At 68.0% G+C, this 26,035-nt stretch carries 21 protein-coding genes; 10 read left to right on the plus strand and 11 right to left on the minus strand.

What is annotated here, in order from left to right; translation table 11 throughout:
* Positions 1-90 precede the first annotated feature (90 nt).
* On the plus strand, positions 91-915 hold the full coding sequence (locus G6N59_RS17690) for a PaaX family transcriptional regulator C-terminal domain-containing protein (protein WP_163912059.1): 825 nt from the start codon (positions 91-93) through the stop codon (positions 913-915).
* Here the strand turns inward: G6N59_RS17690 and G6N59_RS17695 are convergent.
* Together G6N59_RS17695 and ilvD are read right to left on the minus strand one after the other, a co-directional pair.
* Complete coding sequence (locus G6N59_RS17695; RefSeq protein ID WP_138228110.1) at positions 896-2,053, minus strand: ankyrin repeat domain-containing protein; 1,158 nt, start codon at positions 2,051-2,053, stop codon at positions 896-898. The genes G6N59_RS17690 and G6N59_RS17695 overlap by 20 nt on opposite strands.
* A 215-nt stretch (positions 2,054-2,268) precedes the next feature.
* Entirely contained in the window at positions 2,269-3,969 is a 1,701-nt protein-coding gene (gene ilvD / locus G6N59_RS17700; RefSeq protein ID WP_138228111.1) for a dihydroxy-acid dehydratase, read from the minus strand.
* Between the two features lie 78 nt (positions 3,970-4,047).
* Here ilvD and ricR point away from each other — a divergent pair, with 78 nt between their 5' ends.
* Both ricR and G6N59_RS17710 read left to right on the plus strand, forming a co-directional pair.
* Complete coding sequence (ricR, locus tag G6N59_RS17705; RefSeq protein ID WP_306789591.1) at positions 4,048-4,413, plus strand: copper-sensing transcriptional repressor RicR; 366 nt, start codon at positions 4,048-4,050, stop codon at positions 4,411-4,413.
* A 168-nt stretch (positions 4,414-4,581) separates the two neighbouring features.
* The gene (locus G6N59_RS17710; RefSeq protein WP_138228112.1) at positions 4,582-5,667 is read left to right on the plus strand and encodes a L,D-transpeptidase; all 1,086 of its coding nucleotides are present in this window, start codon (positions 4,582-4,584) and stop codon (positions 5,665-5,667) included.
* Positions 5,668-5,779: 112 nt separating this feature from the next.
* On the opposite strand, the gene G6N59_RS17715 is transcribed toward G6N59_RS17710, so the two are convergent.
* On the minus strand, positions 5,780-7,753 hold the full coding sequence (locus G6N59_RS17715) for a M13 family metallopeptidase (protein ID WP_138228113.1): 1,974 nt from the start codon (positions 7,751-7,753) through the stop codon (positions 5,780-5,782).
* Positions 7,754-7,812: 59 nt separating this feature from the next.
* Here G6N59_RS17715 and G6N59_RS17720 point away from each other — a divergent pair, with 59 nt between their 5' ends.
* Positions 7,813-8,490 (plus strand): hypothetical protein, encoded by a 678-nt coding sequence (locus tag G6N59_RS17720; protein ID WP_138228114.1) that lies wholly within the window; start codon positions 7,813-7,815, stop codon positions 8,488-8,490.
* Positions 8,487-9,176 carry a hypothetical protein gene (locus G6N59_RS17725; protein WP_138228115.1) on the plus strand — a complete coding sequence of 230 codons (690 nt, stop codon included), beginning with the start codon at positions 8,487-8,489 and terminating at the stop codon, positions 9,174-9,176. Before G6N59_RS17720 ends, G6N59_RS17725 begins: the two co-directional genes overlap by 4 nt.
* A gap of 9 nt (positions 9,177-9,185) precedes the next feature.
* Here the strand turns inward: G6N59_RS17725 and G6N59_RS17730 are convergent, their stop codons facing one another.
* Both G6N59_RS17730 and G6N59_RS17735 read right to left on the minus strand, forming a co-directional pair.
* A complete protein-coding gene (locus tag G6N59_RS17730; RefSeq protein WP_138228116.1) occupies positions 9,186-9,725 on the minus strand; it encodes a helix-turn-helix domain-containing protein in 540 nt (179 codons plus the stop codon).
* Complete coding sequence (locus G6N59_RS17735) at positions 9,722-12,649, minus strand: MMPL family transporter (protein ID WP_138228149.1); 2,928 nt, start codon at positions 12,647-12,649, stop codon at positions 9,722-9,724. The genes G6N59_RS17730 and G6N59_RS17735 overlap by 4 nt, the downstream gene beginning before the upstream one ends.
* Positions 12,650-13,061: 412 nt before the next feature.
* Here G6N59_RS17735 and G6N59_RS17740 point away from each other — a divergent pair, with 412 nt between their 5' ends.
* Positions 13,062-13,607, plus strand: a complete 546-nt coding sequence (locus tag G6N59_RS17740; RefSeq protein ID WP_138228117.1) for a hemophore — start codon at positions 13,062-13,064, stop codon at positions 13,605-13,607.
* A 101-nt stretch (positions 13,608-13,708) separates the two neighbouring features.
* Positions 13,709-14,068 carry a heme-binding protein gene (locus G6N59_RS17745; RefSeq protein WP_138228118.1) on the plus strand — a complete coding sequence of 120 codons (360 nt, stop codon included), beginning with the start codon at positions 13,709-13,711 and terminating at the stop codon, positions 14,066-14,068.
* Positions 14,069-14,113: 45 nt separating this feature from the next.
* Here G6N59_RS17745 and G6N59_RS17750 read toward each other — a convergent pair whose 3' ends face one another.
* The 3 genes from G6N59_RS17750 to G6N59_RS17760 are packed head-to-tail and all read right to left on the minus strand — an operon-like array spanning position 14,114 to position 16,794.
* Positions 14,114-14,485 (minus strand): DUF3054 domain-containing protein, encoded by a 372-nt coding sequence (locus tag G6N59_RS17750; RefSeq protein ID WP_138228119.1) that lies wholly within the window; start codon positions 14,483-14,485, stop codon positions 14,114-14,116.
* On the minus strand, positions 14,475-15,689 hold the full coding sequence (locus G6N59_RS17755; protein WP_138228120.1) for a M23 family metallopeptidase: 1,215 nt from the start codon (positions 15,687-15,689) through the stop codon (positions 14,475-14,477). Before G6N59_RS17755 ends, G6N59_RS17750 begins: the two co-directional genes overlap by 11 nt.
* The gene (locus tag G6N59_RS17760) at positions 15,676-16,794 is read right to left on the minus strand and encodes a lysylphosphatidylglycerol synthase transmembrane domain-containing protein (protein WP_138228150.1); all 1,119 of its coding nucleotides are present in this window, start codon (positions 16,792-16,794) and stop codon (positions 15,676-15,678) included. The genes G6N59_RS17755 and G6N59_RS17760 overlap by 14 nt, the downstream gene beginning before the upstream one ends.
* A gap of 152 nt (positions 16,795-16,946) precedes the next feature.
* On the opposite strand from G6N59_RS17760, the gene G6N59_RS17765 reads away from it, so the two are divergent.
* On the plus strand, positions 16,947-18,119 hold the full coding sequence (locus tag G6N59_RS17765) for an AI-2E family transporter (protein ID WP_138228121.1): 1,173 nt from the start codon (positions 16,947-16,949) through the stop codon (positions 18,117-18,119).
* Here G6N59_RS17765 and G6N59_RS17770 read toward each other — a convergent pair.
* From G6N59_RS17770 to trmB, 3 genes are all read right to left on the minus strand, one after another.
* Positions 18,079-21,066 carry a trehalose monomycolate exporter MmpL3 gene (locus G6N59_RS17770; RefSeq protein WP_138228122.1) on the minus strand — a complete coding sequence of 996 codons (2,988 nt, stop codon included), beginning with the start codon at positions 21,064-21,066 and terminating at the stop codon, positions 18,079-18,081. The genes G6N59_RS17765 and G6N59_RS17770 overlap by 41 nt on opposite strands.
* A gap of 86 nt (positions 21,067-21,152) precedes the next feature.
* The gene (locus tag G6N59_RS17775; RefSeq protein WP_234884020.1) at positions 21,153-21,833 is read right to left on the minus strand and encodes a PIN domain-containing protein; all 681 of its coding nucleotides are present in this window, start codon (positions 21,831-21,833) and stop codon (positions 21,153-21,155) included.
* Positions 21,834-21,878: 45 nt separating this feature from the next.
* The gene (gene trmB / locus G6N59_RS17780; protein ID WP_407665714.1) at positions 21,879-22,679 is read right to left on the minus strand and encodes a tRNA (guanosine(46)-N7)-methyltransferase TrmB; all 801 of its coding nucleotides are present in this window, start codon (positions 22,677-22,679) and stop codon (positions 21,879-21,881) included.
* A gap of 109 nt (positions 22,680-22,788) precedes the next feature.
* Between trmB and G6N59_RS17785 the strand changes: the two genes are divergently transcribed.
* Positions 22,789-23,784, plus strand: a complete 996-nt coding sequence (locus tag G6N59_RS17785; RefSeq protein ID WP_138228124.1) for a hypothetical protein — start codon at positions 22,789-22,791, stop codon at positions 23,782-23,784.
* Between the two features lie 219 nt (positions 23,785-24,003).
* Complete coding sequence (locus G6N59_RS17790) at positions 24,004-25,833, plus strand: phosphoenolpyruvate carboxykinase (GTP) (protein WP_138228125.1); 1,830 nt, start codon at positions 24,004-24,006, stop codon at positions 25,831-25,833.
* Positions 25,834-26,035 lie beyond the last annotated feature (202 nt).

A 26,035-nucleotide genomic window follows, 5' to 3' on the forward strand; every position in this document is an offset into this window, starting at 1 on the left:
GCCCGTCGTACCGCGGGCACAAGGAGCTGACCGTTGGAAACCGGACCGGACCACGCCGTCGAGGTGCCGACCCGCACCCTTGTCGAGAGCATGCTGCGCGACGACGCCACGATCGACGCCGGCGCGTTGTACGACGTCGCCAACACACTCGGCATGACGGACCAGCAGGTGCGGCTGTGCATCAAGCGGATGGTCGCCGACGGGCAGTTCAGCCAGGACGGGCGCGGCCGCAAAGCGTTACTGCGCGCGACCGATGACCTGCGCAGCACCGTCACGCCGGATCGCGAGTACATCAGGTTCATGTACGCCCAGGACCGCGGCGACGCGCCGTGGGACGAACGGTGGCACGTGGTGGCGTTCGCCGTCCCGGAAGCGGTCCGGTCGGCCCGGGACGCCATGCGCGACGCCATCGGTAAGCTCGGCGGTGCCGCCATCCAGGGTGGTCTGTACGTCTCCCCGAATGACTGGGACAGTGAAATCGCCTCAGCGGCAGAGAAATTGGCGATCGCCGAACACGTCACCACCCTGACGACAGTCGACTTGACGGCAGGCGGCATCAGTGAGCCCCGCGCACTCGCGGCGCACCTGTGGCCCCTGGGCGACATCGCTGACCAGCACCGGCGTCTGCTCGCCTTTGCGGACCGCGCATTGAGCGCGTTGCCAGACGCCACCCCGACCATGCAGCAGACCATCGCGATCCAACTGGCCGCCGAGTTCACCCGCGCGGTCGAGCCTGACCCGCTGCTGCCGCCGGAGTTGTTGCCGCAGCCGTGGATCGGCACGGCGGCGCGTGAGGCGGTCGCGGCCTGCTGGGCGGAGTTGGTCAAAAGCGCTGCTCCGCAGCGGATCACGCTGTTCCAGTGGTACGCCGAGGTGATCGACGAGGTGGCCCGGCCTATGCCGGAGGGGGCATGATCTGGTCGCGGAGCAGGTTCGCAGCCTCGGTCTGATAGGCATGCTCGGCCCACTGCAGGGGTGTTGAGCCAAACCGGTCGTCGGTGATCGACGGGTCGGCGCCCGCCGCCAGTAGCCGGCGGATCAGCTCCAGGTCACCCTGCCATGCGGCCTGGTGCAGCGGCGTCGCCCCGTCTTCATCGCGGGCGTTCACCTCGTCGGGAAAGGCCGGAACGACGAGCTCGACGCCGGATACATCGATACCATGCCGGGCGAGCAGCGCGAGGCGATCACTGAAACCGTGCTCGGCGGCCCAGCGAATCTGGCGCTGCCACAGCTGTTCTCGGGTTTCCATCGCCTCGCCGAGCCGGCGCTCCCACGGACTCGGCCCGGCATCGGCGAGGCCGTGGGCGAAGAGCAGCTCCAGGTGCGAATCGTCCGGCCGGAACATCCGGTTGTAGAGCGTCTGGTGGTCCACCGGATGCGCCCCGCGGCGCAGGAGCAGGGTGGCGAGTTCGGACGCGTGCGGATGTCGGGGCTGACGGCGCGGCCCCTGCTCCCCCTCGCCGAACACCCCGGCCAACACCGTGAACGGCGTCGACATCCCGCACCACAGGTACCCGGCGTTCGGGTCGGCGCCGGCGTCGAGCAGGGTCGTCGCGGCCGCGACGACCTCATCGGGGTTGCGGCCCAACGGAGTACGTGAGTAGCCCAGGTACATCAACGGCACCCAGCCGAACGGGCCACCACCGGTGTGGGCGAGCGTCGGACAGGTGGTGAGATGGCCGGCCAACGCCACTGGGTCGCAGGCCGCTGCCGCCGCCCAGACGCTGCGGGTAACCAAACCGGGATCGGCGGCGAGCAGCTCCGCGGCAGCGTGCCAACGAGGTGGGGCGTCGGAATCGTTGTAGCGCAACACCGCCCACGAGCAGAACCGGTCGGCGGAGGCAAGGGCGTCCTCATCGACGGCACCCGGGTCGAAGCTCAGATCGGCGGCGAGTCGGAGGTAGTGCACGAGCGCGGGCCAGCCGGTGAATCCGTAGCTGCGGGCGACGGCGAACTGGGCGGCGTGCAGCGCGATACCGTTCGCCCGCTGCAGCTTTCGCGCTTCACCCCGGAGCTTGTCCAGGGAAGGGTTGGTGGGCAGTGTGCTGGCCATGACGGCCTCCTCTCATGCGCCCGCGTCCGCGAAACGGGCCGAGAAGAGGTCGGTCACAAGGCAAAACAACCAGCAGGGAGGCTGAGCCTCTTCGAGCGGACATCGGGCGTTCCTGCGCGCCCGATCGTCACTGTACCGGCCCGCGAGCGTGCGTGGAATGTTCACTTTCTGCCGCGTGTTCGCGGCAGACACGCACGCTCGCGGGAAGGCGAGGGCTAGTTGCAGACGGCGCCGACGGCGGCCGACTGGACCAGTTTGGTGTACTTGGCCAGCACGCCGGTCTTGTAGCGTGGCGGCAGCGGCTCGAAACCTTCCCGGCGCGAGGCCAATTCGGCCTCGTCGACCAGCAGGTCGAGCTTGCCGTTCGCGACGTCCAGGCGGATGCGGTCACCGTCGCGCACGAACGCGATGGGTCCGCCGTCGACGGCCTCCGGCGCGATATGCCCGACGCACAGGCCCGTCGTCCCACCGGAGAAGCGGCCGTCGGTCATCAGCAGCACGTCCTTGCCCAGACCGGCGCCCTTGATGGCGCCGGTGATGGCCAGCATCTCGCGCATACCCGGGCCACCCTTGGGGCCCTCGTAGCGGATGACGACGACGTCGCCGTGCGTGATGGTGCCGTCCTCCAAGGCATCCAGCGCGGCGCGCTCACGCTCGAAAACCCGTGCGGTGCCTTCGAATACGTCGGAATCGAAGCCTGCCGACTTCACGACGGCGCCCTCGGGGGCCAGCGAGCCGTGCAGGATGGTGATGCCGCCGGTCGGGTGGATCGGGTTGTTCATGGCGCGCAGCACCTTGCCGTCCGGGTCGGGCGGCGCGATGTGGGCGAGGTTCTCGGCCATGGTCTCTCCGGTGACGGTCAGGCAGTCACCGTGCAGCAGACCGGCGTCCAGCAGTGCGCGCATGACGACGGGCACGCCGCCGATCTCGTCGACGTCCTTCATCACGTGGCGGCCAAAGGGTTTCACGTCGGCGAGGTGGGGCACCTTGTTGCCGATGCGGGTGAAGTCGGCGAGGGTCAGGTCGACCTCGGCCTCCTTGGCGATGGCGAGCAGGTGCAGCACGGCGTTGGTGGAGCCACCGAACGCCATGACCACGGCGATGGCGTTTTCGAACGCCTCCTTGGTCAGAATGTCGCGGGCGGTGATGCCGCGGCGCAGCATCTCCACGACAGCCTCACCGGACTTACGGGCGAACTCCTCGCGGCGCTTGTCGACGGCCACCGGAGAAGCGCTGCCCGGCAACGACATACCGAGGGCCTCGGCCGCCGACGCCATGGTGTTGGCGGTGTACATACCGCCGCAGGCGCCCTCACCCGGACAGATGGCGCGCTCGATGATGTCGACGTCCTCGCGGGACATCAGCCCGCGCGCACACGCTCCGACCGCCTCGAAGGCGTCGATGATGGTGACTTCCTTCTCGGTGCCGTCGGTGAGCTTCGCGACGCCGGGCATGATCGAGCCGTTGTAGAAGAAGACGCTCGCCAGGTCCAGGCGGGCGGCAGCCATCAGCATGCCGGGGATCGACTTGTCGCAGCCGGCCAGCAGCACCGAACCGTCGAGGCGCTCGGCCTGCATCACCGTCTCGACGCTGTCGGCGATGACTTCGCGGGACACCAGCGAGAAGTGCATGCCCTCGTGGCCCATCGAGATGCCGTCGGAGACCGAGATGGTGCCGAATTCCAGCGGGTAGCCACCTGCTTCGTGCACGCCGGCTTTGACCTGCTGGGCCAACCGCTGCAGCGACATGTTGCAGGGGGTGATCTCGTTCCAGGACGACCCGACGCCGATCTGTGGCTTGGCCCAGTCGTCGTCGCCCATGCCTACCGCGCGCAGCATGCCTCGGGCTGCGGTTTTCTCCAGGCCGTCGGTGACGTCGCGGGAGCGGGGCTTGATGTCGGGCTGGTCAGAAGACATGCAGGTAAGTATGCCCTCGGGTAGTTGGTCGCCAAAATCCTTTCAATACCCCTAAGGGGTATGCGGTACGCTGGGCTTATGACGGCAGACGAGTCGGGGACATCCGGGGATGCGGTGACGGGCCACCCTGAGCCTTCACACGGCGATGCGCCGAAGGAAGCCCAACACGGCTACTCGCCCAACAAGGACAACTACGCCAAGCGGCTGCGCCGAGTCGAGGGGCAGGTCCGCGGCATCGCCAAGATGATCGACGAGGACAAGTACTGCATCGACGTATTGACGCAGATCAGCGCGGTGAACAGCGCGTTGCAGTCCGTCGCGTTGGCGCTGCTCGACGAGCACCTGGGGCACTGCGTGAGCCATGCGGTGGCAGTCGGCGGCGACGAGGCCGAGCAGAAGCTGGCCGAGGCCTCTGCGGCGATCGCCCGGCTGGTGCGGTCCTAGCGGTTCGGCATTTGCGGCGTGGGTAACAGACGGCGCCGCGCGGCCGATGAACAACCCAGGTCAGGGGGTGTGCCCGCCTGATGCGCTGCGGCTGCGCCGCAGGTCAGTCCCAGTAGCCGGCCAGATTGCTGTGCAACACTGGGAAAAGTTGTGAACTGGAGGTGGCGGATGCCGCAATGGAAGAGCAGGCTACTGACCGCGGTCATGGCGGCCGGACTGGTCGCCGGGATGACCGTCGCAACCCCGTCGGCACTCGCCGACCCGGATGCGCCGGACCCAAACATCGCGGCGGCGCCGATCGATCCAGGCGCTCCGGTCGAGGCGCCGCTGCCGCCGCCGCTGCCGCCGGTCGCGGACCCCGTCGTCCCCGCCGGCCCGGCACCGGTGGTGCCCGGCGCGGTGATTCCGGGTACGCCGCAGCCGATCCCGGCAGGCACCCCGGCCGGTCAGAACCCGACCCCGTTCGTCGGGCAGCCGCCGTTCAACCCGCCCTCGTTCAACCCCGTCAACGGGTCCATGGTCGGTGTGGCCAAGCCCATCTACATCAACTTCCCGCGGCCCATCGCCAACAAGCAGATGGCCCAGGACGCCGTACACATCTCGTCGAACCCGCCGGTGGCGGGCATGTTCTATTGGGTCACCGACACCCAGCTGCGGTGGCGCCCCATCGCCTTCTGGCCGGCCAACACCGTCGTCAACATCGACGCCGCGGGCACGAAGTCCAGCTTCCGCACCGGTGACTCGCTGGTCGCCACCGCGGACAACGCCACGCACCAGATGACCATCAGCCGCAACGGCGTGGTCGAGAAGACCTTCCCGATGTCCATGGGCAAGTCCGGCGACGAGACCAAGAATGGCACCTACTACGTGCTGGAGAAGTTCCCGACCGTGGTCATGGACTCGTCCACCTACGGCGTGCCGGTCGACTCACCGCAGGGCTACAAGGTGAACGTGCAGAACGCCGTGCGGATCGACAACAGCGGCGCCTTCGTGCACAGCGCGCCGTGGTCGGTGGCCGACCAGGGCAAGCGCAACGTCAGCCACGGCTGTATCAACCTGGCGCCCGACAATGCCAAGTGGTTCTACGACCAGTTCGGCAGCGGCGACCCGATCGTCGTGAAGAACTCGGTCGGCCTGTACAACCAGTCCGACGGCGCCGACGACTGGCAGTGGGGCATGCCGACCCCCGGCGCCGCCACCTCGGGGTCGACGAGCTCGGGGTCGACGAGCTCGGCGGGGTCCGGCACTCGGTAGTTCTCTCGCGAACGGACGCAAAACTGCCCCTCTTCAACGGAAGAGGGGCAGTTTTGTTCGGGCGACTCCCGATGGATCTGTGATCTGGCGGCACGCGCGCGACGCAGACGGGCTAGTTCCAGATGCGCACGCGCTCAGCAGGTTCCAAATACAGCTCGTCGGACGCTGTGACGTCGAACGCCTCGTAGAACGAGTCGATGTTCCGGATCACGCCGTTGCAGCGGAACTCGGGTGGCGAGTGCGGGTCGACGGCCAGCCGCCGAATGGCTTCGGCGTCACGGGATTTGGTGCGCCACACTTGTGCCCAGCCGAAGTAGACGCGCTGGACGCCGGTCAGCCCGTCGATCACCGGGGCGTCCTTGCCGCCCAGTGACAACTCATAGGCCAACAGTGCGATGGACAGCCCGCCCAGGTCGCCGATGTTCTCGCCGACCGTGAACGCGCCGTTCACGTGGTGGCTCGAGTCCAGTGCGCGGGGCGTGAAAGCTCCGTACTGCTCGATCAATGCCTTTGTGCGCAGACCGAATTCGGCGCGGTCCGCGTCGGTCCACCAGTCGACCAGGTTGCCGTCGCCGTCGTACTTGGCGCCCTGGTCGTCGAAACCGTGCCCGATCTCGTGCCCGATCACCGCACCGATGCCGCCGTAGTTGGCGGCGTCGTCGGCCTCGGCGTCGAAGAACGGCGGCTGCAGAATGGCGGCGGGGAAGACGATCTCGTTCATGCCCGGGTTGTAGTAGGCGTTCACCGTCTGCGGCGTCATGAACCACTCGTCGCGGTCGACCTCGCTGCCCAGCTTGGCCAGTTCCCGATCGTGCTCGACGGCCTGGCCGCGCAGGTAGTTGCCGTACAGGTCGCCCGCGTCGATCACCAGCGCCGAATAGTCGCGCCAGCGGGCCGGATACCCGATCTTCGGGGTGAACTTGTCCAGCTTGGCCAGCGCCCGCTGCCGGGTTTCGGGCGTCATCCACTCCAGGTTGGTGATGCTCACCCGGTAGGCCTCGCGCAGGTTGGCCACCAGCTCATCCATCCGCGCCTTGTGGGCGGGCGGGAAATGCCGGTCCACGTACAGCTTTCCGACGGCGTCGCCCATCAGGCCCTCGACCAGGCCCACGCCGCGCTTCCAGCGGTCCCGGATTTCCTCGGTGCCGGACAGGAGCCGGCCGTAGAACTCGAAGTTCTCCGCGATCAGTTCGTCGGTCATGATCGAGGCGCGGCCGCTGATCAGGCGCCAGCTCAGCCAGGCCTTCCAGTCCTCGAGCGGCTCGGAAGCCCACAGTGCCGCGAACGCGACCAGGAAGTCCGGTTGCCGCACCACGACTTCCGCGACTACGTCGGCCGACGAGCCGACCGCTGACAGCCAGCCCGCCCAGTCGAAACCGGGTGCCTCGTCGGCCAGATCGCTGAACCGGCGCAGGTTGTAACTCAGGTCCGCGTCGCGGCGCTTCACCACATCCCAGTGCGCCGCAGCCAGTTTGGTCTCCAGCGCGACGATGCGGGCGGCGGTCTCGGACTGGTCGCCCCCGAACACCAGGCCCAGCATCCGGGCGATGTGCTGCGGGTAGGCGGCGAGCACCGCGGCGTGCGCCGGCTCGCGGTAGTAGGACTCGTCGGGCAGGCCCAGGCCGGACTGCGTGAAGTGCAGCAGGTACCGCGTCGAGTCCTTGGAATCGGTGTCGACGTACGCGCCGGCGCCACCGCCGACGCCGGTGCGCTGTAGCCCGCCCAGCACGGCGGCCAGTGCTTCAGGGGTTGCGGCGTCGGCGACGAGACCCAGCTCCGCCAGCAGCGGCGCCAGGCCGACGGTGGCCACCCGTTCGGTGTCCATGAAGCTCGCGTACAGGTCGCCGATGCGCTGAGCATCGGTATTCGGGGCGCCGGCCGCGGTTGTGATCAGGTCACGCACCTGTTCCTCGGCGCGGTCGGCCAGCAGCCGGAAGGCGCCGTCGGTGGCCCGGTCGGCCGGGATGTCGTAGTTGGTGAGCCAGCGGCCGTTGACATGACCGAACAGGTCATCCTGCGGGCGGGCCTCGGCGTCGAGGTAGCTCAGGTCGATACCTGATCGGGGAGAGGTAGCTTCGAGAGTCACCTCGCCATCCTGCCATCGCCGCTGCAGTGCCGGAGGGCGCTGCGGGTAGCCTCACGCCCATGCCCGACGAGCGCAGCGAAGACTCCGCCGAAAAAGCCACGGCGAAAGACGCCGCCACCGCCGGCGCTGCCGCGGATGCCGAGCCTGACGCCAAGCCCGCCAACGCCGCGGCACCCAGCGATCAGGTTGATCGAATCTTCAGTCCCTACGGCATCGCCTCGGCGGCACTGGGCGTCGTCGCGGCGGTTGCGGTCGTCGTGGCGTCCTGGGTCTGGCTGGGCCACCGCGCCAACGACGCGGAGCGTGCGCATGAAGCGCAGGCGATGAAGGCCGCCGCCGAGTGGGCCGGCCTGCTGATCAACATGACCAAGGACAACGTCACGGTCAACGTGCCGAAGCTGCACGAGGGCACGGTCGGTCAGCTGAACGCTGATTTCGATGCCACGGTCGCGCCCTTCACCCAGCTGGTTCAGAAGCTGCAGAGCCAGACCAGCGGGCAGATCGAGTCCGTCGCGCTGGAGACGCTGCATCACACACCGCCGGAGGAGCAGGGCAAACCGCCGGTCCAGCCGGAGCTGGCGGCCATCTCCTCGGACACGACGACGGTGCTGGTCATCGCGACGTCCGTGAGCCAGAACGCCGGCGCCAAGCCGCAGACCGTGCGCTGGCGGCTGCGCCTCGGGGTGTCTGACGTCGGCGGCAAGATGCTGATCTCGCGATTGGAGTCGCTGCGATGAGGAACGCGTGGCGCGTCCTGGTCTTTGACATCCTGGCGCCGCTCGCGGTGCTGGCGAGCCTGGTCTACATCGGGCTCGCCCTGGATCGGCCGCTGTGGTGGGTCGTGGTGGGCACCATTCTCGGGCTGCTGGTGCTGCAGGCGTCGGTGGTGAACTTCGTGCTGTTCCGCCGAGACGGCGTCACCATGGGCACCGACGACGACGCGCCCAGGCTGCGGTTCGCGGTCGTCGGCCTGACTACGGTCGCCGTGGCCGCGGCCGCGATCGTGGGCTACACCAAGTGGACGGTGCCGGACCGCACCACCGACCACGACATGTCCACCGTGGTCGGCATCGCCAGCAGCGTCGCGGAGGCGTCGGCGACGTTCACCCCCGGTGCCCCGAACGTCTCGATCGACCGGGCTACATCGCTGATGGCGCCGCAGCGCGCGGAGGCCTACCGCAACGAGTTCAATGCGGTCGCCAAGGACCTCACCAGCCGTGGGGTGGCCGGGCAGGCCAGCACCATCTCGGCCGGCATCGAGACCATCGGCCCGAACTTCGCCAGTGTCGCGGTGGTCATGCGCGCCACCCAGGACATCCCCAACAAGCCTCAGCAGGCAACGGTACTGGGCCTGCGGGTCACGCTGACCAAGCAGGACGGCCGCTGGCTGGTCATGGACGTGACCCCACTCGCGTCGCGTTAGGGCGCTTGCTCAGGAGCGAGCGGAACGCATCCGGGCGAACCGGTCCGAGAGCCGCCGCATGCGCACCAGTAGCGCGGCCGACGGGCTGGCGGTACCGGCCACGTAGGTCGAAAGTTCTTGGGTGCCAACCCCGATGCGGGACGCGAACTCGGTCTCGCTGAGGCCGGAGCGCTCCATCAACAGCCGGATCTGCCGGGCCACCTCGGCGCATTCGTTGGCCTCGAGTTGGGTGCGGGTGCGGGCCAGGACCTCGGACAGCGCCTTGGAGATGCCGTACGGATTGGTGGTCGCGAGAATCTCCTCAACCTGACGGGCCGTGCGACCGAAGGGGTCCCGCTTGATGGCCACGACGATGCGCTGCCACACCGTCAGGTCGTCGTTCTCCAACGCGGCGCGGATGGCTGACGTCGACCAGAACTCGACGGGCTTCTCGCCGGGGGCCTGCGCCGGGAACGCGACGGTGGGTGCCCCGTTGCTGCCGGCTGCGGTGGCGTCACCGGAATCGTCGGCACCAGAAGGGGTGTCCCTCACTTCGGATGTCAACGTCACCTCGCCTCCTCCAACATGGCCACCGCCACCGCCAAACAACGCTGCTTGACGTCGGGCCAATCTGCCGTTTCCTGGTCGTCGAACGGGTGCGGGTCGGCCAACCTGCGGACCAACTGGGTGGCCACCCACTGGTTCTTCGACCGTTCCCCACAGTAATACCCGTCAATGCCGGCGAGAACCGCGGCCGCAGTCCGGATGTCCATGCAGGACACCAGGTCGGCGAAGTCGGCGTAGTCCTGGACGCTATTGCGGGACATGATCAGGTAGCCCTTGAGTCGCAGCGTTTCGGCGCCGGTCGGGATTTCCAGCCGGTCGCCGGTGGGCAGCAGCACCGTCGTGGTTTCCACCGGGCCGCGGCGCTCGATGGCCGGGCCGTCGGTCTCGCTGAGCGACAGGGCGTCGAGGGCAACCGACAGCCGCCCGCCCCACATGGTGACCGGGTGTACGTCGGGGTTGTCCGACGCGGACCGGGACTGGCCGAGCGTGCCCCGGCGCAGCAGCGCCAGTCCGCCGCGCGAGAGGTCTGTGCGCGTCGGTGCCGCCGCGATGCGGCGGGGCACGGCGCGTGGCAGGTACTGCTGCTCGTCGGTGTCGCTGCCGCCGCACCCGCTGAACGCCAGCGGGTCGGAGACCGTAACAGTCTGTGCTGCAAGGCTTTTGAGCTTGGCCGCGGACTTGACGACGCTGCGCAGTTCGGCGCCCGAGGGGCCCAGCGCGGAGATGTCGTCGGGGATGATGACCAGGCTGCCGGTGTCGGTGGTGGGCAGCGGCTTTTCGAAATCCACCGACGGCAGCAGGCGGTCCAGCCACGTGGGCAGCCACCAGTTCCACTGGTCGAACATCGCCATCAGCGCGGGCACCAGGACCAGCCGCACCACTGTCGCGTCGACCGCGATGGCCACGGCGCACGCCACACCCATCTGGGCCACCAGCGGCATGCCGGCGAACGCGAACCCGATGAACACGGCGATCATGATCAGCGCGGCGCTGGTGATGGTGCGGGCACTGGTGCTGACACCGTAGGCGACGGCGTCGCGGGTGTTGCCGGTCTGCAGGAAGCGTTCCCGGATGCGCGTCAGCAGGAAGATCTCGTAGTCCATGGACAGGCCGAACGTCATCGCCAGCACCAGGGGTGGAATGGTGCTGTCCAGCGATTCCAGGGGCTTGAACCCGAGCGCCTGGAACCAGCCCCACTCGAAGACGATCACCAGGCTGCCGTAGGCCGCGGCGACCGAAAGCACCGTCATCAGGACGCCCTTGATCGCCAGCACGATCGAGCGGATCGAGATCAGCAGCATCACGAACGCGATCAGCGAGACGAAGACGAACACCAGGATCTCGGTGTCGGCAACGCGGTGGTCGAAGTCCATGATCAGCGCCGTCGGCCCACCCACGGCGATCGCGACGTTCGGGCCCGCGACGCTCGGCAGGTGTTGTCGCAGCCAGGTGATGGAGTCGCGCGCGACGAGGTCCTCGGGGTCGACCGAGAGGACGATCGAGAACAGCGCGCTGCGGTTGTCGTTGCTGAACACCGGCGGGGCCACCTGGGACACGTCCCGCGCCTTCGTCATCGTCTGGTGCAGCGCGTCGAGCGTCGCGGTGTTCTGTGGGTCGGACGCCGTCGGCTCGGGGAACGTCACCAGCACCCGGATCGGTCCGAGTGCGCCGGGGCCCAGTGCCTCCGCGGCGGCGGCCACGCCGGCCCGGATTTCGTGGGACGGCTGGAACTGACGCAACATGCTGTTGCCCAGCTGCATGCCGAACGACGGCGCCGCCAGGGCGATGAGGAAGACGGCGGCCAGCAGCGCCGACAGCCACGGGCGCCGCATGGTGCGTTCGGTCCATTGCGTCCAGAACGGGGACTGCGTGGCGTCGGGGCGGCGCGTGACATGCAGCCACGACGAGCGTTTGGCGACGCGCTTGCCGAACGTGGCCAGCACTGCCGGGATCAGGGTGGTCGAGGTCAGGACCGCGACGGCGACGGCCAGGATGGCGCCGGTGGCCATGGACGACAGCACCGGCGTGCCGATCAGGTAGATGCCGGTGATCGAGGCGATCACCGTCAGCCCGGACAGCAGCACCGCCAGACCCGAGGTTGCCATCGACGCGTCGACGGCCTGCTCCGGGTCGCGGCCGGCGCGCAGTTCCTCGCGGAAGCGCATGAGGATGAACAGCGAATAGTCGACGGCCAGCGCGATGCCGAACATCGAGAGCGTCGTCGTCACGAAGACGCTCATCGTGACCCAGATGGACAGGAGGTAGACCACCCCCATCGTCACGATCACCGTGCAGGCGCCAAGCAGCATCGGCATGGCCGCGGCGGCGAGCGACCCGAACACCGCCAGCAGCACGATCAGGACGATCGGCAGGTTCCACTTCTCGGCTTCGGCGACGTCGTGCTTGGTGGTCTCGCTGGCGGCCGCACCGAGTGCACCCTGACCGATGACGTACAGCCGGACCTTGCCGTCCGCCGTCTGGCCGGCTTTGCCGCCTTCGATGCCGACGGCTGTCCGCAGCTTCTTGGCGATGTCGACGGCGCCGCTGTTCTTGAAGTCGAGTCGCAGCGTCACGACGTAGGGTTTGCCGGCCTGCGGCTCGGCCTGCGTGGGGTCTGGCACGACCTTGACGTTGGAGACGCCCGCCGCGATGCGTTTCAGGTGGTCGACCGCTGCGGTCATGTCTTCTTGCGACGCGTTGGCGTTCGGGGCCGCGACCAAGGCCAGCGGTGAGGCGCCCTCGTCGGGGAAGTGGTCCTCGAGCGCGTGCTGGACGTGCAGGGACTGGGAGCCGGCGACGTCGAACCCGCCGCCGCTGAGGTTGCTGGACTGGGTCGCCGCGAGATACAGGGACGGCACCATGAGCAGCAGCCAGGTGGCGAAAACCGCCCAGCGCCAACGCCGAAGCAGAGCGCTCAGCCGCATCATCAACTGCTGGATGGCGAACCCTCTTCCTGCGGTCGTCCCGGTTGCCACCGGAGTCTTTGTGATCGGCGTTGCGTGCCGCCGACCCTACCCCAGTATGGGGTAAGGTGACCGGCCCGCGAGCGCGGTTGGGGCGCCAGGGGCGGAACCTTGATCCAACTGCAACCGGGCGGCTGCCGAGGTATCCAGCAACCCCGTCGGCGGCGGTTGGCGGGTTTGCCGGGTGGCGGTAACTGATCGTTGACCTGGATGTTTGCTGTGTGGATTGGGCGCAGGCCCGGCGGCGATGGCAAGATGGCAAGAGCCGAATCCCGGATGAGGTCCGGCACGTCGATCCGCGCCACCCCGGGAAATCAGTGTTTGCCGAGTGTTTACGCGGCCGTCGCTGGCCCGTAAACCGTGAGGAGTTGTGCCCATGAAGACGACCATCGTGACGGCCCGCCGCGGGCTTGCCGGGGTATTCGCTGTAACCGCGCTCGGCGGTGTCGTGGTGACGTCGTTCGGCGCCCCGTCGGCGGGTGCGGGCCAGGATCCGTGCGCGGCCAGCCAGGTCGCCAAGACCATCGGCATGGTGGCCACGTCGACCGGCACGTATCTGGACGCGCACCCGACGGCGAACCAGACCTTGACGACCATCTCGCAGCAGCAGCCCGGACCGCAGTCCTTGGCGGCGCTCAAGACGTACTTCGACGCCAACCCGCAGGAGGGTGCCGCGCTGCAGAACCTCCAGGCGCCACTGGTGACGCTGTCCTCGCAGTGCAAGCTGCCGTTGACGCTGCCGCAGCTGATGGGGCTGATGCAGTCGGCACAGCAGGGCGGCGGTCTGCCGGCCGCGGTGCCCGCGATGCCGAGCGTGCCCGGCAGCGTGCCGTTCACGCCCACCCTCCCTGGCGTTACGACGGCGACGGGGTCCATTCCGGCGGCGCAGGCCGTCGCGGCGACGCAACCCGCCGCTCGCTGAGCAACGCCAGGCGTGGTGCCGGCTCTTCTGCTTATCTTTGAGGGGCCGGTAGCCCCGTCGGGGTCCTCCCACCGGAATTCTCGACGAAGGGGTTTGACCACATGATGCTCACAGCTCTGGCCGGGCGACGTGTTGTTGCCGGCTTCATCGGCGCCGGCGTGGTCGCCGGCGGCATGCTGTTCGGTGCTGTCCCGTCGGCCCTCGCCGACGACGCGCCGCCCAACTGCACTGCCGCGGACCTGGCCGGTGTCAGAGCGGGCGTCGACGCGTCGACCTCTGCCTACCTGTTCACTCACCCGGATGTGAACGACTTCTTCAGCAGCCTCCGGGGGCTGTCGAAGGATCAGGCGCACGCCAAGGTCAAGCAGTACCTGGCTGCGAACCCGCAGACCAAGGCCGAGCTACAGGGCATCCGGCAGCCGCTGAAGGACATCCGCGACCGCTGCGGCATCCGTCAGTGATTTGTGCACGAAAATCCGCGGTTGGCGCGGATTCTCGTGCACAAATCACTTAAAGAATCGAACTGCGCCGCGCCAGCCCAGCAGCAGGATGGCCGTGACGGTCGACGCGACGATCACGAAGCTGACGGCAACACCCTGAGCCGACGCCTTGCGCAGCAGCATGCCGATCACGACGGTGCTGACCCAGACCGCCAATCCGGTCGGGTTCAGTGCCGTCGGGCGGCGCCAGCCCCGCGACAGGGCCCAGCCCGCCACGGTTCCGGTCAGGAACGGCCAGCTCGTGTGCGCCACTCCGGCCAGCGTGATGCCCTCGGCGTGACTGCGCCGACCGATGGCGCAGAAGATCACCACGCAGACCACGTCTGCGAGGAAAGCCAGTGCGGCGCGGCGGTTTCCGGTGGCCTGCTCAGTTGTCATAGGTCATCACGTCCAGATTCAGTGGGCTGACATTGTTTTCGTCGCTGGCGGTGAAGCCGGGCTGTAGCTGTGCGGGCCGGCCGGCTTCGAGCGCTTCACCGGCCGCCATACTGTCCACGCGTGCCGTGAGTCGGAACGAGCGGAAGACGAACGGCAGGCCGTCGGAGCGCAGCGGGTCTGCTGTGCTCATCACGTGAAAATGTAGATGTGGGCCGGTCGAATTGCCGGTATTGCCAACGTGTCCGAGCACCTGCCCGGCGTTCAGCTGGTCGCCTGGCTTGACCGTGACGCTACCGGTCTGTAGGTGCGCGTAGAACGCGAAGTTCCCGTTTCCGATGTCCTGCACGACATGATTGCCGCCGTATTGCGCGAGCGTGAGTCCGGTCGGGTTCTGACCGGGCACCTGTTCCGGCAGTCCGTCGAGGACCGCCACGACGGGGCCGGCAGCCACGGCGTGCACGTCGGCCCCGAAGTAGGCGTAACTGGTGTTCTTCGCGCCGTCGCCGGTGAACAGCCGCCCGTCGGGCTGCAGCTGCTCGTAGTCGATGGCGAATCGTTCTGCGCCCCAGAGCTTTCCGTCAATGGGGTTGAGGGCCATCCGATGTGGCGTCATGTCGCAGCAGCTGTTGCCGTCGAGCCAGCCGGCGCCACGCAGTGGCGGTTCGATGACAGCGGGTTTGTGGTCGGACACCGGCACCGGCGCGACGTTCTCGGTGACCACCGGCGGCACGAGCGGCGGCATCGGTTTCGGCACCTTGACCACCACGCGGTGTGAAAGCTGTTGGGGTACAGGGCTTCCCGCGGGAAGACTGACATCCAGCCAGACGGTGGCGCGTTGGCCCGGGCCGAGATTGTTCGTGCTGATCCGGGTGCCCATGGTCCGGGTCCAGTAGGCCAGCCCTGCGCCGGACAGTTGCAGCAGCGGGCCGGCCGGACCCATGACCGATACCGAATCCACCGTCACCGGCTCGGGCGAGGAATTGGTCAGCAGCAGTTCGTACGCCAGGTGGACACGGCCGTCGGTGGCCGGAACCGCGATGGGCGCGGCGACGACGTCGGCCAGGACCGGGGTCACGATCGGCGCGGTGGACTCGGTGGAACTGGTTGGTGGAGAGGATGTTTCAGCCGATTTCGGTGCCGGCGTGCACGACGTCAGGGTGGCGGCGAGCACGAGCGCCGTCGCCAGCCGACTAGCCGGTGTCATGCGGCGTCTCGGGGGCGTCGGGTACCGAACCCCGGAAGTCCGGACCGCCGGAAGCGGTATCGGTGGTGTCGGGGTCGAAGTCCTTCTCGGTGCGGAACAGGATGAAGAACACCACCCAGCCGATCGCCGAGATGAAGATCCAGCTGACCAAGCGATAGATCAGCATGGTCGAGATCGCGGCCGCGAGTGTCATGCCGCTGGACACCAGGCCGGGCACCAGCACCGCCTCGACGACCAGCAGCCCGCCCGGCATCAGCGGAATCGCTCCGACCGCGCGGGCGGCGGCATACGCGACGGTCAGACCCGCCAGCGACGGATGGCCGCCCGTGGCGTAGGCCGCGCAGGCCAGGCACGCGACGTCGGCGACCCAGTTGAACAGCGACCAGCTGAACGCGACCGTCAGCGTCCGGCGGCTCAGACTCACCGATTCCAGCTGCGCCAGGGTGCGGCGCCAGCCGTCCAGTCCGGTGTCGGCCGGCTTGCCACGCAACGAGTTGAACCAGGACAGCAGCCGGACCCCGATGCCGTCGATCTGCTGCGGGTTGGCCGCGACGGTTTGCGCCAGCACCAGCAGTGCCAGGAAACCGCCGATGGTGAAGATCAGCGACAGGGGGTTCTTGCTCGCGCCGAGCAGGACCGCGCCACCCAGCCCCAGGAGGGCCAGCCCAACCACCTGCAGCGCCCCGGACATCACCAGCTGCCATGACGCCACCAACGGCGAGGCGCCCCACAGCCGCTGCTGGCGGTACACGAAGGTGGCCGAGAGCACCGGGCCACCGGGCAGCGTGGTGGACAGTGCGTTGCCGGCGTAGAACGCTGCTTCGGACCGCCACTGCTTGACCTGGACGCCGGCCGACCGGAGCAGGGTGCGCTGGATCTGCGCGAAGCTGTGCATGGAGGCCAGCGCCGCGACGGCCGCCGCGGCGACCCACCACCACGTCGCCGACAGCAGGCTGAGCCACGCCTTGGCCAGCTGCTCCCACACCATCACGACCTCGATGGTCAGCACGGCGACGGCGATGCCGATCAGAACCCAGCGCAGCCACCAGTACTTGCCGCGCACCCGAACCGGCCGCGGGCGGGCCGCACCGCGCCGGCAAGCCATCCACGGGCCGCGGCGGCGGGCCGTCATTGGGCCTGGCGCAGCCTCGTTCGACATCCACGTAGCGTATCCGGCGTGTCGTGGGCGGCGCGCCGTGTGCGGTAGGCAGTGCCAACGATCCCGCGGTGTCATCGCACGGCGCTACGCTGGCGCCCATGTCGCATGCCCACGAAGCGGTCGATCCGGTGGTACGCAAGGCCGCAGCCTGGTCATGGCGATTGTTGGCGATCTTCGGTGCAGTGCTCGCCGCGTTGTGGGTGGTCACCAAGCTCGAAGTCATCGTGGTGCCGGTGCTGCTGGCGACCCTGGCCACGGCGTTCCTGTTGCCCGCCGTCGATATGTTGGCCCGGCGCGGACTCCCGCGCGGTGCGGCCGTCGCGGTGATGCTGCTCAGCTCCATCGTGGTGATGGGCGGCATCCTGACGTTCGTCGTCTCCCAGTTCATCGACGGGGCTCCGGCGCTCGTGGACCAGGTCGCCAGAAGCATCGACGGCGCGCGCAAATGGTTGACCGAAGGCCCGATCCTGCATCTGAGCAGCGACCAGATCAACAGCGTCGGCCAAACCGCCATCGACGCCCTGAAGAACAATCAGTCCAGGCTGACCAGCGGGGTGTTCTCCACTGCCGGCGCGCTGACCGAGATCATCACCGGCCTGCTGCTCACTCTCTTCACCCTGATCTTCCTGCTGCACGGCGGGCGCGACATCTACGCCTTCGTTACCAAGATCGTCCCGGCCTCGGTCCGGGACCGCGTGCGGGACGCCGGCCGGGCGGGGTTCGGCTCCCTGATCGGGTACGTCCGCGCGACGTTCGTGGTGGCGATGGTCGACGCCGTCGGCATCGGCACCGGGCTGGCGATCATGGGCGTGCCGCTGGCGCTCCCGCTGGCATCACTGGTGTTCCTGGGCGCGTTCGTGCCGCTGGTCGGTGCCGTGCTGACCGGTTTCGTGGCCGTGGTGGTGGCCCTGATCGCCAAAGGCTGGATCTACGCACTGATCGCGCTCGGCCTGATCATCGCGGTGCAACAACTGGAAGCCCATGTGCTGCAACCGATCGTGATGGGCCGCGCGGTGTCCGTCCACCCGCTCGCCGTCGTGCTGGCCATCGCCGGCGGCGGCGTCACCGCCGGCATCATCGGCGCGCTGATCGCGGTACCCATCGTCGCGTTCCTCAACAGCGCCATCCGGGTGCTGATCGCCACCGATCCGGAGGCGACAGAGGCCGAGCAACTGGTCAAAGCCGGTTCTGTCGCCGCCGCGGCGGTGTCGCCGGGGGGACTGCCGCCTGCTACAGACGGCCCTCCCGGCGCAGCAGATCCTGAGCGCTGACCCCGCCGCCGGTACCGCGACGCTGGGTCTGCTCGGTGTCGATCTTCTCGGTGGCATCCGGCGCATCGGCCGGCTGGGCGCGGAACGCCGTGGTCGGCTCGTTGCCCTCGCCCGGCGCGTCTGACGGGGTCTGAATCTGCGGCCCGGAGGCGCTGATGTTGCCCCGCAGCTGCCCGAGCCACGACTCGATCTCCCGGTTACCGGTGTCGTCCTGGCCTGTGTCGGCCGGCCGGGCGACACCGCCCGGCGCACGGAACGCGGTGGTGGCGGGGTCGGCCTGACGGAACGCGGTGGTTGCCGCGTCGCCGACGGCGGTGGCGGGCGGCGTCGGGTCCCCGTTCTGCGGGGTGACGGCGCGAGTCACGTTCGACACCACGTTGCGGAAGGCGCCCTTGGCGGCGCTGAATCGCGTGGTCGCCGGCTCAGCGGACGGAGCCGACGGCGCGGGCGGGGCCTGCGGAGCCGGTGGTTGCGGGGGAGCGCTCGGCATCCGGTTGGTCGGAGCCTGGCTCGGCGGCTGTGGCTGACCGGGGACGATCCGGGTCGGAACGGCGCGCTGGCCGGCGGCCGGATGCGTCGGATCGTGCGGCGGACGGACCGGGGCACCCGAACCGACGAGGGCGCGCGGGTCTTCGGGGTCGCGGACCGCGGGACGCTTGCGCTCGTCGGGCAGCTCGGTCTCGCCGAGGCCCAGCTTCTGCTGGATGCGCTTCATCCACAGCGGCGCCCACCAGCAGTCGTCGCCGAGCAGCTTCATGACGGCCGGCACCAGGAACATCCGGATGACGGTGGCGTCCAGGAGCAGTGCGATCAGCAGGCCGAAGGCGAGGTACTTCATCACGACGAGGTCGGAGAACGCGAACGCGGCGACGACGACGGCCAGCACCAGTGCGGCACCGGTGATCAGTCGACCTGTGGTCGCGGTACCGATCCGGATGGCCTCGGCGGTGGACATACCGCGTTCGCGGGCCTCCACCATGCGGGACACCAGGAAGACCTCGTAGTCGGTGGACAGACCCCAGATCACCGCGATGATCAGACCGATCATCGGCGCCAACAGGGGCTGTGGCGTGTAGTTCAGCAACCCGGAACCGTGTCCGGCATCGACGAACATCCAGGTCAGGATGCCCATGGTCGAGCCCAGCGTCAGGGCGCTCATCAATGCGGCCTTGATGGGCAGCACCAGCGAACCGAACGCCAGGAACATCAGGATCGTGGTGGTCACCACCAGGAGCACCGACATCAGCGGCAGCTTCTCGAACAGCGTGCTGATGCTGTCCTGTGCCAGTGCCGGGGTGCCACCGACCATCACCGTCAGGCCGTGCGGTGCTTGCAGCGCACGAAGCTCGTTGAGCTTCTGGTCCACGTCATTGGAGTTGACCAGCGCGTTTTGCAGAACGCGTACGGAGGGGTCGGCGGTCTTACCGTCCCGTTCTGACCACATTTTGGACTTGTCGTTCTCGGGCGTGACGAATCCGCTGATCGTTGCGGCGTTCGCCTTGACCTGCGCGATCTGCTGATCGGTGACGGGCTGGCCGTTGTCACTCTTGATCACCAGGGTCAGTGGGTCGGTGCGGAAGCCGGGGAAGGTCTTGTCGAACTCTTCCTGAGCCATGCGCACGGCATTGTCCGGCGGCAGGTACTTCTCGCTGAGGCCGCCGAGCGCCAGCTGGCCGATCGGGATCACCAGCAGGATCATCGCGACGACGATCGGCATGGCGAAGGCCAGCGGTCGCTTCATCACGACGTTGACGAGCCGGCCCCAGAAGCCCTTCTCGACCTCTTCACGGGTCTTGGTCTTCTGGGTCTTCTCGGCGAACCAGTCGATGATCTTGCGCGAGAACGGCCAATTGGCCAGGAACGGCACCTTCAACAGGGTGCGCACGCCCAAGGCGTCGACGTTCGGGCCCAGGATGCCCAGTACCGCCGGCAGCACGGTGTTCGACAGGAACGCGGCCAACAGCACCGACGCGATGATCGCGTAGGTGATGGACCGCAGGAAACCGAGTGGGATCAACAGCAGCGGGAGCGACGACGCGACGATGATCACGGCGGAGAACGCCACAGTGCGGCCCGAGGTCATGACGGATCTTCGAACCGCGGCCTCGACGTCGTAGCCGTCGGCCAGTTCTTCTCGGAACCGGCTCACGATGAACAGGCCGTAGTCGATGGCGATACCGAAGCCCATCATCGTCACGACGGGTTGCGCGAAGAAGTGCACGGGCCCGAATTCCGCGGTGAGACGCAGGATGCCGAGCGCGCCGCCGATGGTCAGACCGCCGATGATGGCCGGCAGGGCGGCTGCGATGGCACCGCCGAACACGAAGAAGAGGACGACGGCGACCAGCGGCACGATGGCGAACTCGGCGCGCTTCTGGTCGGTACCGATCGTGCCGGTCAGTTCGCTGGCCAGCGGTTCCATGCCGGCCAGCTTGATGTTTCCGCCGTTGACCTTGCGCAGGTCAGGCGCGACCGCCTGGTAGTTCTTCAGAATCGAGTCATCGTCGTCACCGGCGATCGGGATGGTGACGAAGGTGTGCTTGAGGTCGGCGGTCTTCATCGCCTGGACTTTGGCGCCGACCGGTGTGGTCGGGTCGACGTTCGGTGCCTTCAACCAACCGACCCACTGCAGGACCTTGTCCTTGTGGTCGCTGACGAAGGAGTCGAGCTCGCCGGCGACCTTCTTCTGCCAGGCCGGGTCGGTGACCTTGCCGTCGTTGGGTGGGGTCAGGATGGCCACCACCAGGCTGTTGCGGTCACGGCCGTACGCCTTGTCGGCCAGCACCGAGGCCTGCACCGACTGGCTTTCCTCGTTGTAATAGCCACTTTGTGTGACATGCTCGCCCAGGCTGGACCCGTATACGGCGCCACCTAGGCACAGTGCGACCATGACTCCGATCACTATGTATCGGAATCGGTACACCGTTCGACCCCACCAGGCGAACACGTCAGCTCCTCACGATTATCTGCATAAAGTCCTGCATAAGTTGTTTGCCATTTTTGGCCGGCGCACACGTCATCTGTAGTTTTTTCCTAAACGCGCGAGCTCAGCAGCGCGGACAACGGCCGGAAGGGCTGCAGCCACGCGCCCTGATCAGGCAGCGAATCCAGGCCGATTCGCGGCAGCGGCTCCCGGAAGACACCAGGGATGTCTTCCAGGTCGACGAAGTCCAAGGTATCCGACGCTAACGCCCAACTGGCATGTTCGCGAAATCCGACCACGGTCGCGGGAGTGCCGTCGTGGGCGATGTCTTCCAGCGGTTGACGGAACGCCTGGCCGTCGGCCGAGGCCACATAGATGCCGGCCAGACCCTCGCTGCGGCGCAGCGCGATGTGCGCCAGCATGTCGCTGTCGACGTCGCTGCCCTCGTCCAGTTTGGGCTTGGCGAACACCGCGAAACCGACGTTGCGCAGTGCCTCGACCCACGGCCGCACGACATCGGCGCTACCAGGGGCGATGTTGGTGAAGACGGTCGCTTCGGGTTCCAGGGACACCGGCGCCTGGTCGGGCCGCCGACTGGCCGCGATCTCGCCGGTACGGGCCAGCAGCCAGCGGCCCAGCGCGTCGAATCGCGGCCGGTGCGCGGCCGTCGGACGGCCGCCGAGGATCGACCCGAGGCCCATGTCCAGGTTCGGCGCGTCCCAGACGAGCAGCACGCGGTGCGGCCGCGGACCCGGCGGCGGGGCCGCCGGGTAGGGCTTGGCCTGTGGGATGGCCTGCGGCACGGCCTGTGGAAAGGCCTCAGTGGTGGTGGTCACCTACAGCCTTTCCCAGATGAGCTCGGTGATGGGGCTGCCCATCCGCATGCCCCGCGCCTCGTATTTGGTGGTGGGCCGCCGCACCGAGATCGGCAGGTCGGCGTCGACTGACGTGCGGCGCAGCGTCGGCTCGGCGTCGCCCACCTCGGCGATCTGCACCGCGTAGTCCGCATGGTCGGTGGCCGCGTGCAGGATGCCGCCGGGCCTCAGGCGGCTGGAGATCAAGGCCACCGTCTCGGACTGCAGCAGCCGGCGCTTGTGATGGCGGGCCTTGGGCCAGGGATCGGGGAAGAACACGCGCACCGCCGTCAGGGTGCCCGGCGCGATCATGTGTTCCAGTACGTCGACGCCGTCGCCGCGGACGAATCTCACATTGGTCAGGCCCGCCCGGTCGACGCCGCCGAGCAGTTGGGCCATGCCCTTGCGGTACACCTCGACGGCGATGACGTCCAGGTGCGGTTCCTCCTGCGCCATGGCCAGCGTCGAGATGCCGGTGCCGCTGCCGATCTCCACCACGACCGGTGCGGTGCGCCCGAACCAGGCGGCGGTGTCGATCAGCGGGGCGGGTTCGCCGTCTTCGGAGCGGGCGACTTTGCCCAGCTCAGGCCAGCGGCGGTCCCAGGTGCTCTGCTGACCGGTCGACAGTGACGAGCGGCGGGACCGGAAGCTGGTCACTCGACGGTGCTGGTGGGCGGCGGCGGTTTGTGGCGGCGGGGTGGCGGTGGATTCGGCCGCTGCCGCGCTGGCCGACGACGCAGCGTCGTCCTCGCGCTGGGCATACATCCGTCCATCGTCTCTCATCCGGCTGTGAGAGCCCGCATCGTGGTGCAGATTGATACCCAACAGTTGCCTGGAAAACGGCGTCGGTCGCACCCGCGCCGAGGTGCGACGATGGCATCTGGGGGATGGGGTGTCTGGGGAAATTTGGCAGCGGTTCACGGCGGCGCTGGAGGGGTTGGCGGCGGACGTTCCGGCCCTGGCGCGCGTCGTTCCCGGGACAGATAGCGGTGATGCTGCCGGCCGGTATCGGGCGATTCGTGCGGCTCTGGCTGAAATCGCTTTGGCGGCAACAGAATCGGATGACGACCGGGTGTCGCGGTGGTTGACATCCGATACGACGGCGGCCCTGGTCACCGCTGCGGCAACAGCGGCGCTGGAAGCCGACGGCCTCGTCGTCGACCGCGGGATGGACGCCGACGAACATCTGCGACGGGCCGTGCGTTGGCGCCGCTATGGCCGTCGCACCACCGATGACCTGCACCGCAGCTGCGCCGCGGACATCAGCCGCGGCTCTTTGCGGCTGTTCGCACAGTCCGGTTCGGGACGGGTGATGTCCCGCCTGGAACTGCAGCGGGCCCGGCTGGATCTGGTCCGCGACGCCCGCCGGCGATTCGACAGGCTGCGGGCCGACCTGCTTGCCCGCGTGCCGTCCGGCCGCGACGACGCCGGGGGTTTCGAGGCCGAGGTTCGTCGTCGGCTGGCCGGGGTGGCGAGTGACATTCGCGACGAGACCGACGTTGCGGTGGGTGTCTGCAGGCCAGCGGAACGGTGGCCGGTGGCCGACGTCCCCGCGCCGGCGCTGGCCCAGCGGCCGGACGAGATGTGGTTGGGCACCGTACTGGGCGCGGGTTTCGGCCTGGGTGCGGCATTGGGGCTGGCCAGAGTGGCCGCCGGGCTGACCGGGGTGCCCGACGGGATCGGCGGGGCACTGGGATTGGCGCTGGGCCTGACGCTGACCGTGGCAGTCATCGGAGTCCGCGCTCGTCTGCATCGTCGGGCCGTGCTGGAACGGTGGGTCGTCGCGACCGTCACGGCGGCGCGGCAGGCGTGTGAAGAGGAACTGGCTTACCGGTTACTGGAGGCGCAGGCAGGTATGGCGTCGGCACATCACAAAACGAAAAATTGACCGATTTAGGAATTGTGCCGAGTGGACCTACCACGCTACTGACGGGTAACTCGTCTGTTGTGCGCCCTGGATGGTGGTACCAGCGGATTCGCCGACCGGTGATCGATCTTTCTGAATCGTTCTTGTGAGAGATCGGACAGCCGCCCGATTGTCCACTTGTATGTCACTCACGTTAACCTCTAAAGAGGTATAGCTGCGATTTGCGAGCAGGAGAATTTGATGACCTCAGCGACCATTCCCGGTCTCGACGCCGCTCCGACCAATCACGCCGGGCTGCTCGCCTGGGTTCGTGAGGTTGCGGAGCTGACTCAGCCCGACCGGGTCATGTTCGCCGATGGCTCGGCCGAGGAGTACGACCGCCTCGCCGCCCAGCTCGTCGAGGCCGGCACCTTCCAGAAGCTGAACGAGGAGAAGCAGCCGAATTCCTATCTCGCGCTGTCGGATCCGTCGGACGTCGCCCGTGTCGAGTCGCGGACGTTCATCTGCTCGGAGCGCGAAGAGGACGCCGGCCCCACCAACAACTGGATGGCCCCGGCCGAGATGCGGTCCATCATGACCGACCTGTACCGCGGCAGCATGCGCGGGCGCACCATGTGGGTCGTCCCCTTCTGCATGGGCCCGCTGGATGCCGAGGACCCCAAGCTGGGTGTCGAGATCACCGACTCCGAGTACGTCGTCGTGTCGATGCGCACCATGACCCGCATGGGTGCGGCGGCGCTCGAGAAGATCGGCGACGACGGCTTCTTCGTCAAGGCGCTGCACTCCATCGGTGCGCCGCTGGAGCCCGGCCAGCAGGACGTGCCGTGGCCCTGCAACGAGACCAAGTACATCACCCACTTCCCCGAGACCCGCGAGATCATGAGCTACGGCTCGGGCTACGGCGGCAACGCGCTGCTGGGCAAGAAGTGCTACTCGCTGCGCATCGCCTCGGCCATGGCGCACGACGAGGGCTGGCTCGCCGAGCACATGCTGATCCTCAAGCTGATCTCCCCGGAGAACAAGGCGTACTACATCGCCGCGGCGTTCCCGTCGGCCTGCGGTAAGACCAACCTCGCGATGCTGCAGCCCACCATCCCGGGCTGGCGCGCCGAGACCGTCGGTGACGACATCGCCTGGATGCGGTTCGGCAAGGACGGCCGGCTGTACGCCGTCAACCCCGAGTTCGGCTTCTTCGGCGTCGCGCCGGGCACCAACTGGTCGTCGAACCCGAACGCCATGAAGACCATCGCCGCCGGCAACACCGTCTTCACCAACGTCGCCAAGACCGACGATGGTGACGTCTGGTGGGAGGGCCTGGAAGGCGAGCCCGAGCACCTGATCGACTGGAAGGGTCAGGACTGGATCCTGCGGGAGACCGAGACCAAGGCCGCGCACCCGAACTCGCGCTACTGCACCCCGATCTCGCAGTGCCCGTCGGTCGCCCCCGAGTGGGACGACCCGCAGGGTGTGCCGATCTCGGCGATCCTGTTCGGCGGCCGCCGCAAGACCACGGTGCCGCTGGTCACTCAGGCCCGCGACTGGCAGCACGGTGTGTTCATCGGCGCCACCCTGGGCTCCGAGCAGACCGCCGCGGCCGAGGGCAAGGTCGGCACCGTGCGCCGCGACCCGATGGCCATGTTGCCGTTCCTGGGCTACCACGTCGGTGACTACTTCCAGCACTGGATCAACATCGGCAAGAATGCCGACGAGTCCAAGATGCCGAAGATCTTCTTCGTCAACTGGTTCCGCCGCGGCGACGACGGCCGTTTCCTGTGGCCGGGCTTCGGTGAGAACAGCCGCGTGCTGAAGTGGGCCATCGAGCGCATCGAGCACCAGGCCGAGGGTAAGAGCACGCCGATCGGCATCGTCCCCACCGCCGCGGACCTGGACCTCGAGGGCCTGGATGTGAAGGCTGCCGACGTCGACGAGGCGCTGGCCGTCAACGTCGAGGAGTGGCGCAACGAGCTGCCGCTGATCGAAGAGTGGTTCGAGTTCGTCGGCGAGAAGCTGCCGACCGGCATCAAGGACGAGTTCGACGCCCTGAAGCACCGCTTGGCTGAAGAGAGCTAGGACTCTCCTCGCGCAAACACACAGGCCCCCGTCTCCTCGGAGATCGGGGGTTTTGTGTATCTGCGGAGTGTCCGCGACGAGTGTGGGCGTGCGCCCGACGGGTCGCCAACGCCTGCGATGGTGGTTAGCCACACAATTGAATTAGGGTCACCAAACTTGAAACATTTAGGACTCTGACCAGCAAATTCAGTGGCGCGGTCGC

It is taken from the genome of Mycolicibacterium aubagnense (genome assembly GCF_010730955.1).
Classification (GTDB): Bacteria; Actinomycetota; Actinomycetes; order Mycobacteriales; family Mycobacteriaceae; genus Mycobacterium; species Mycobacterium aubagnense.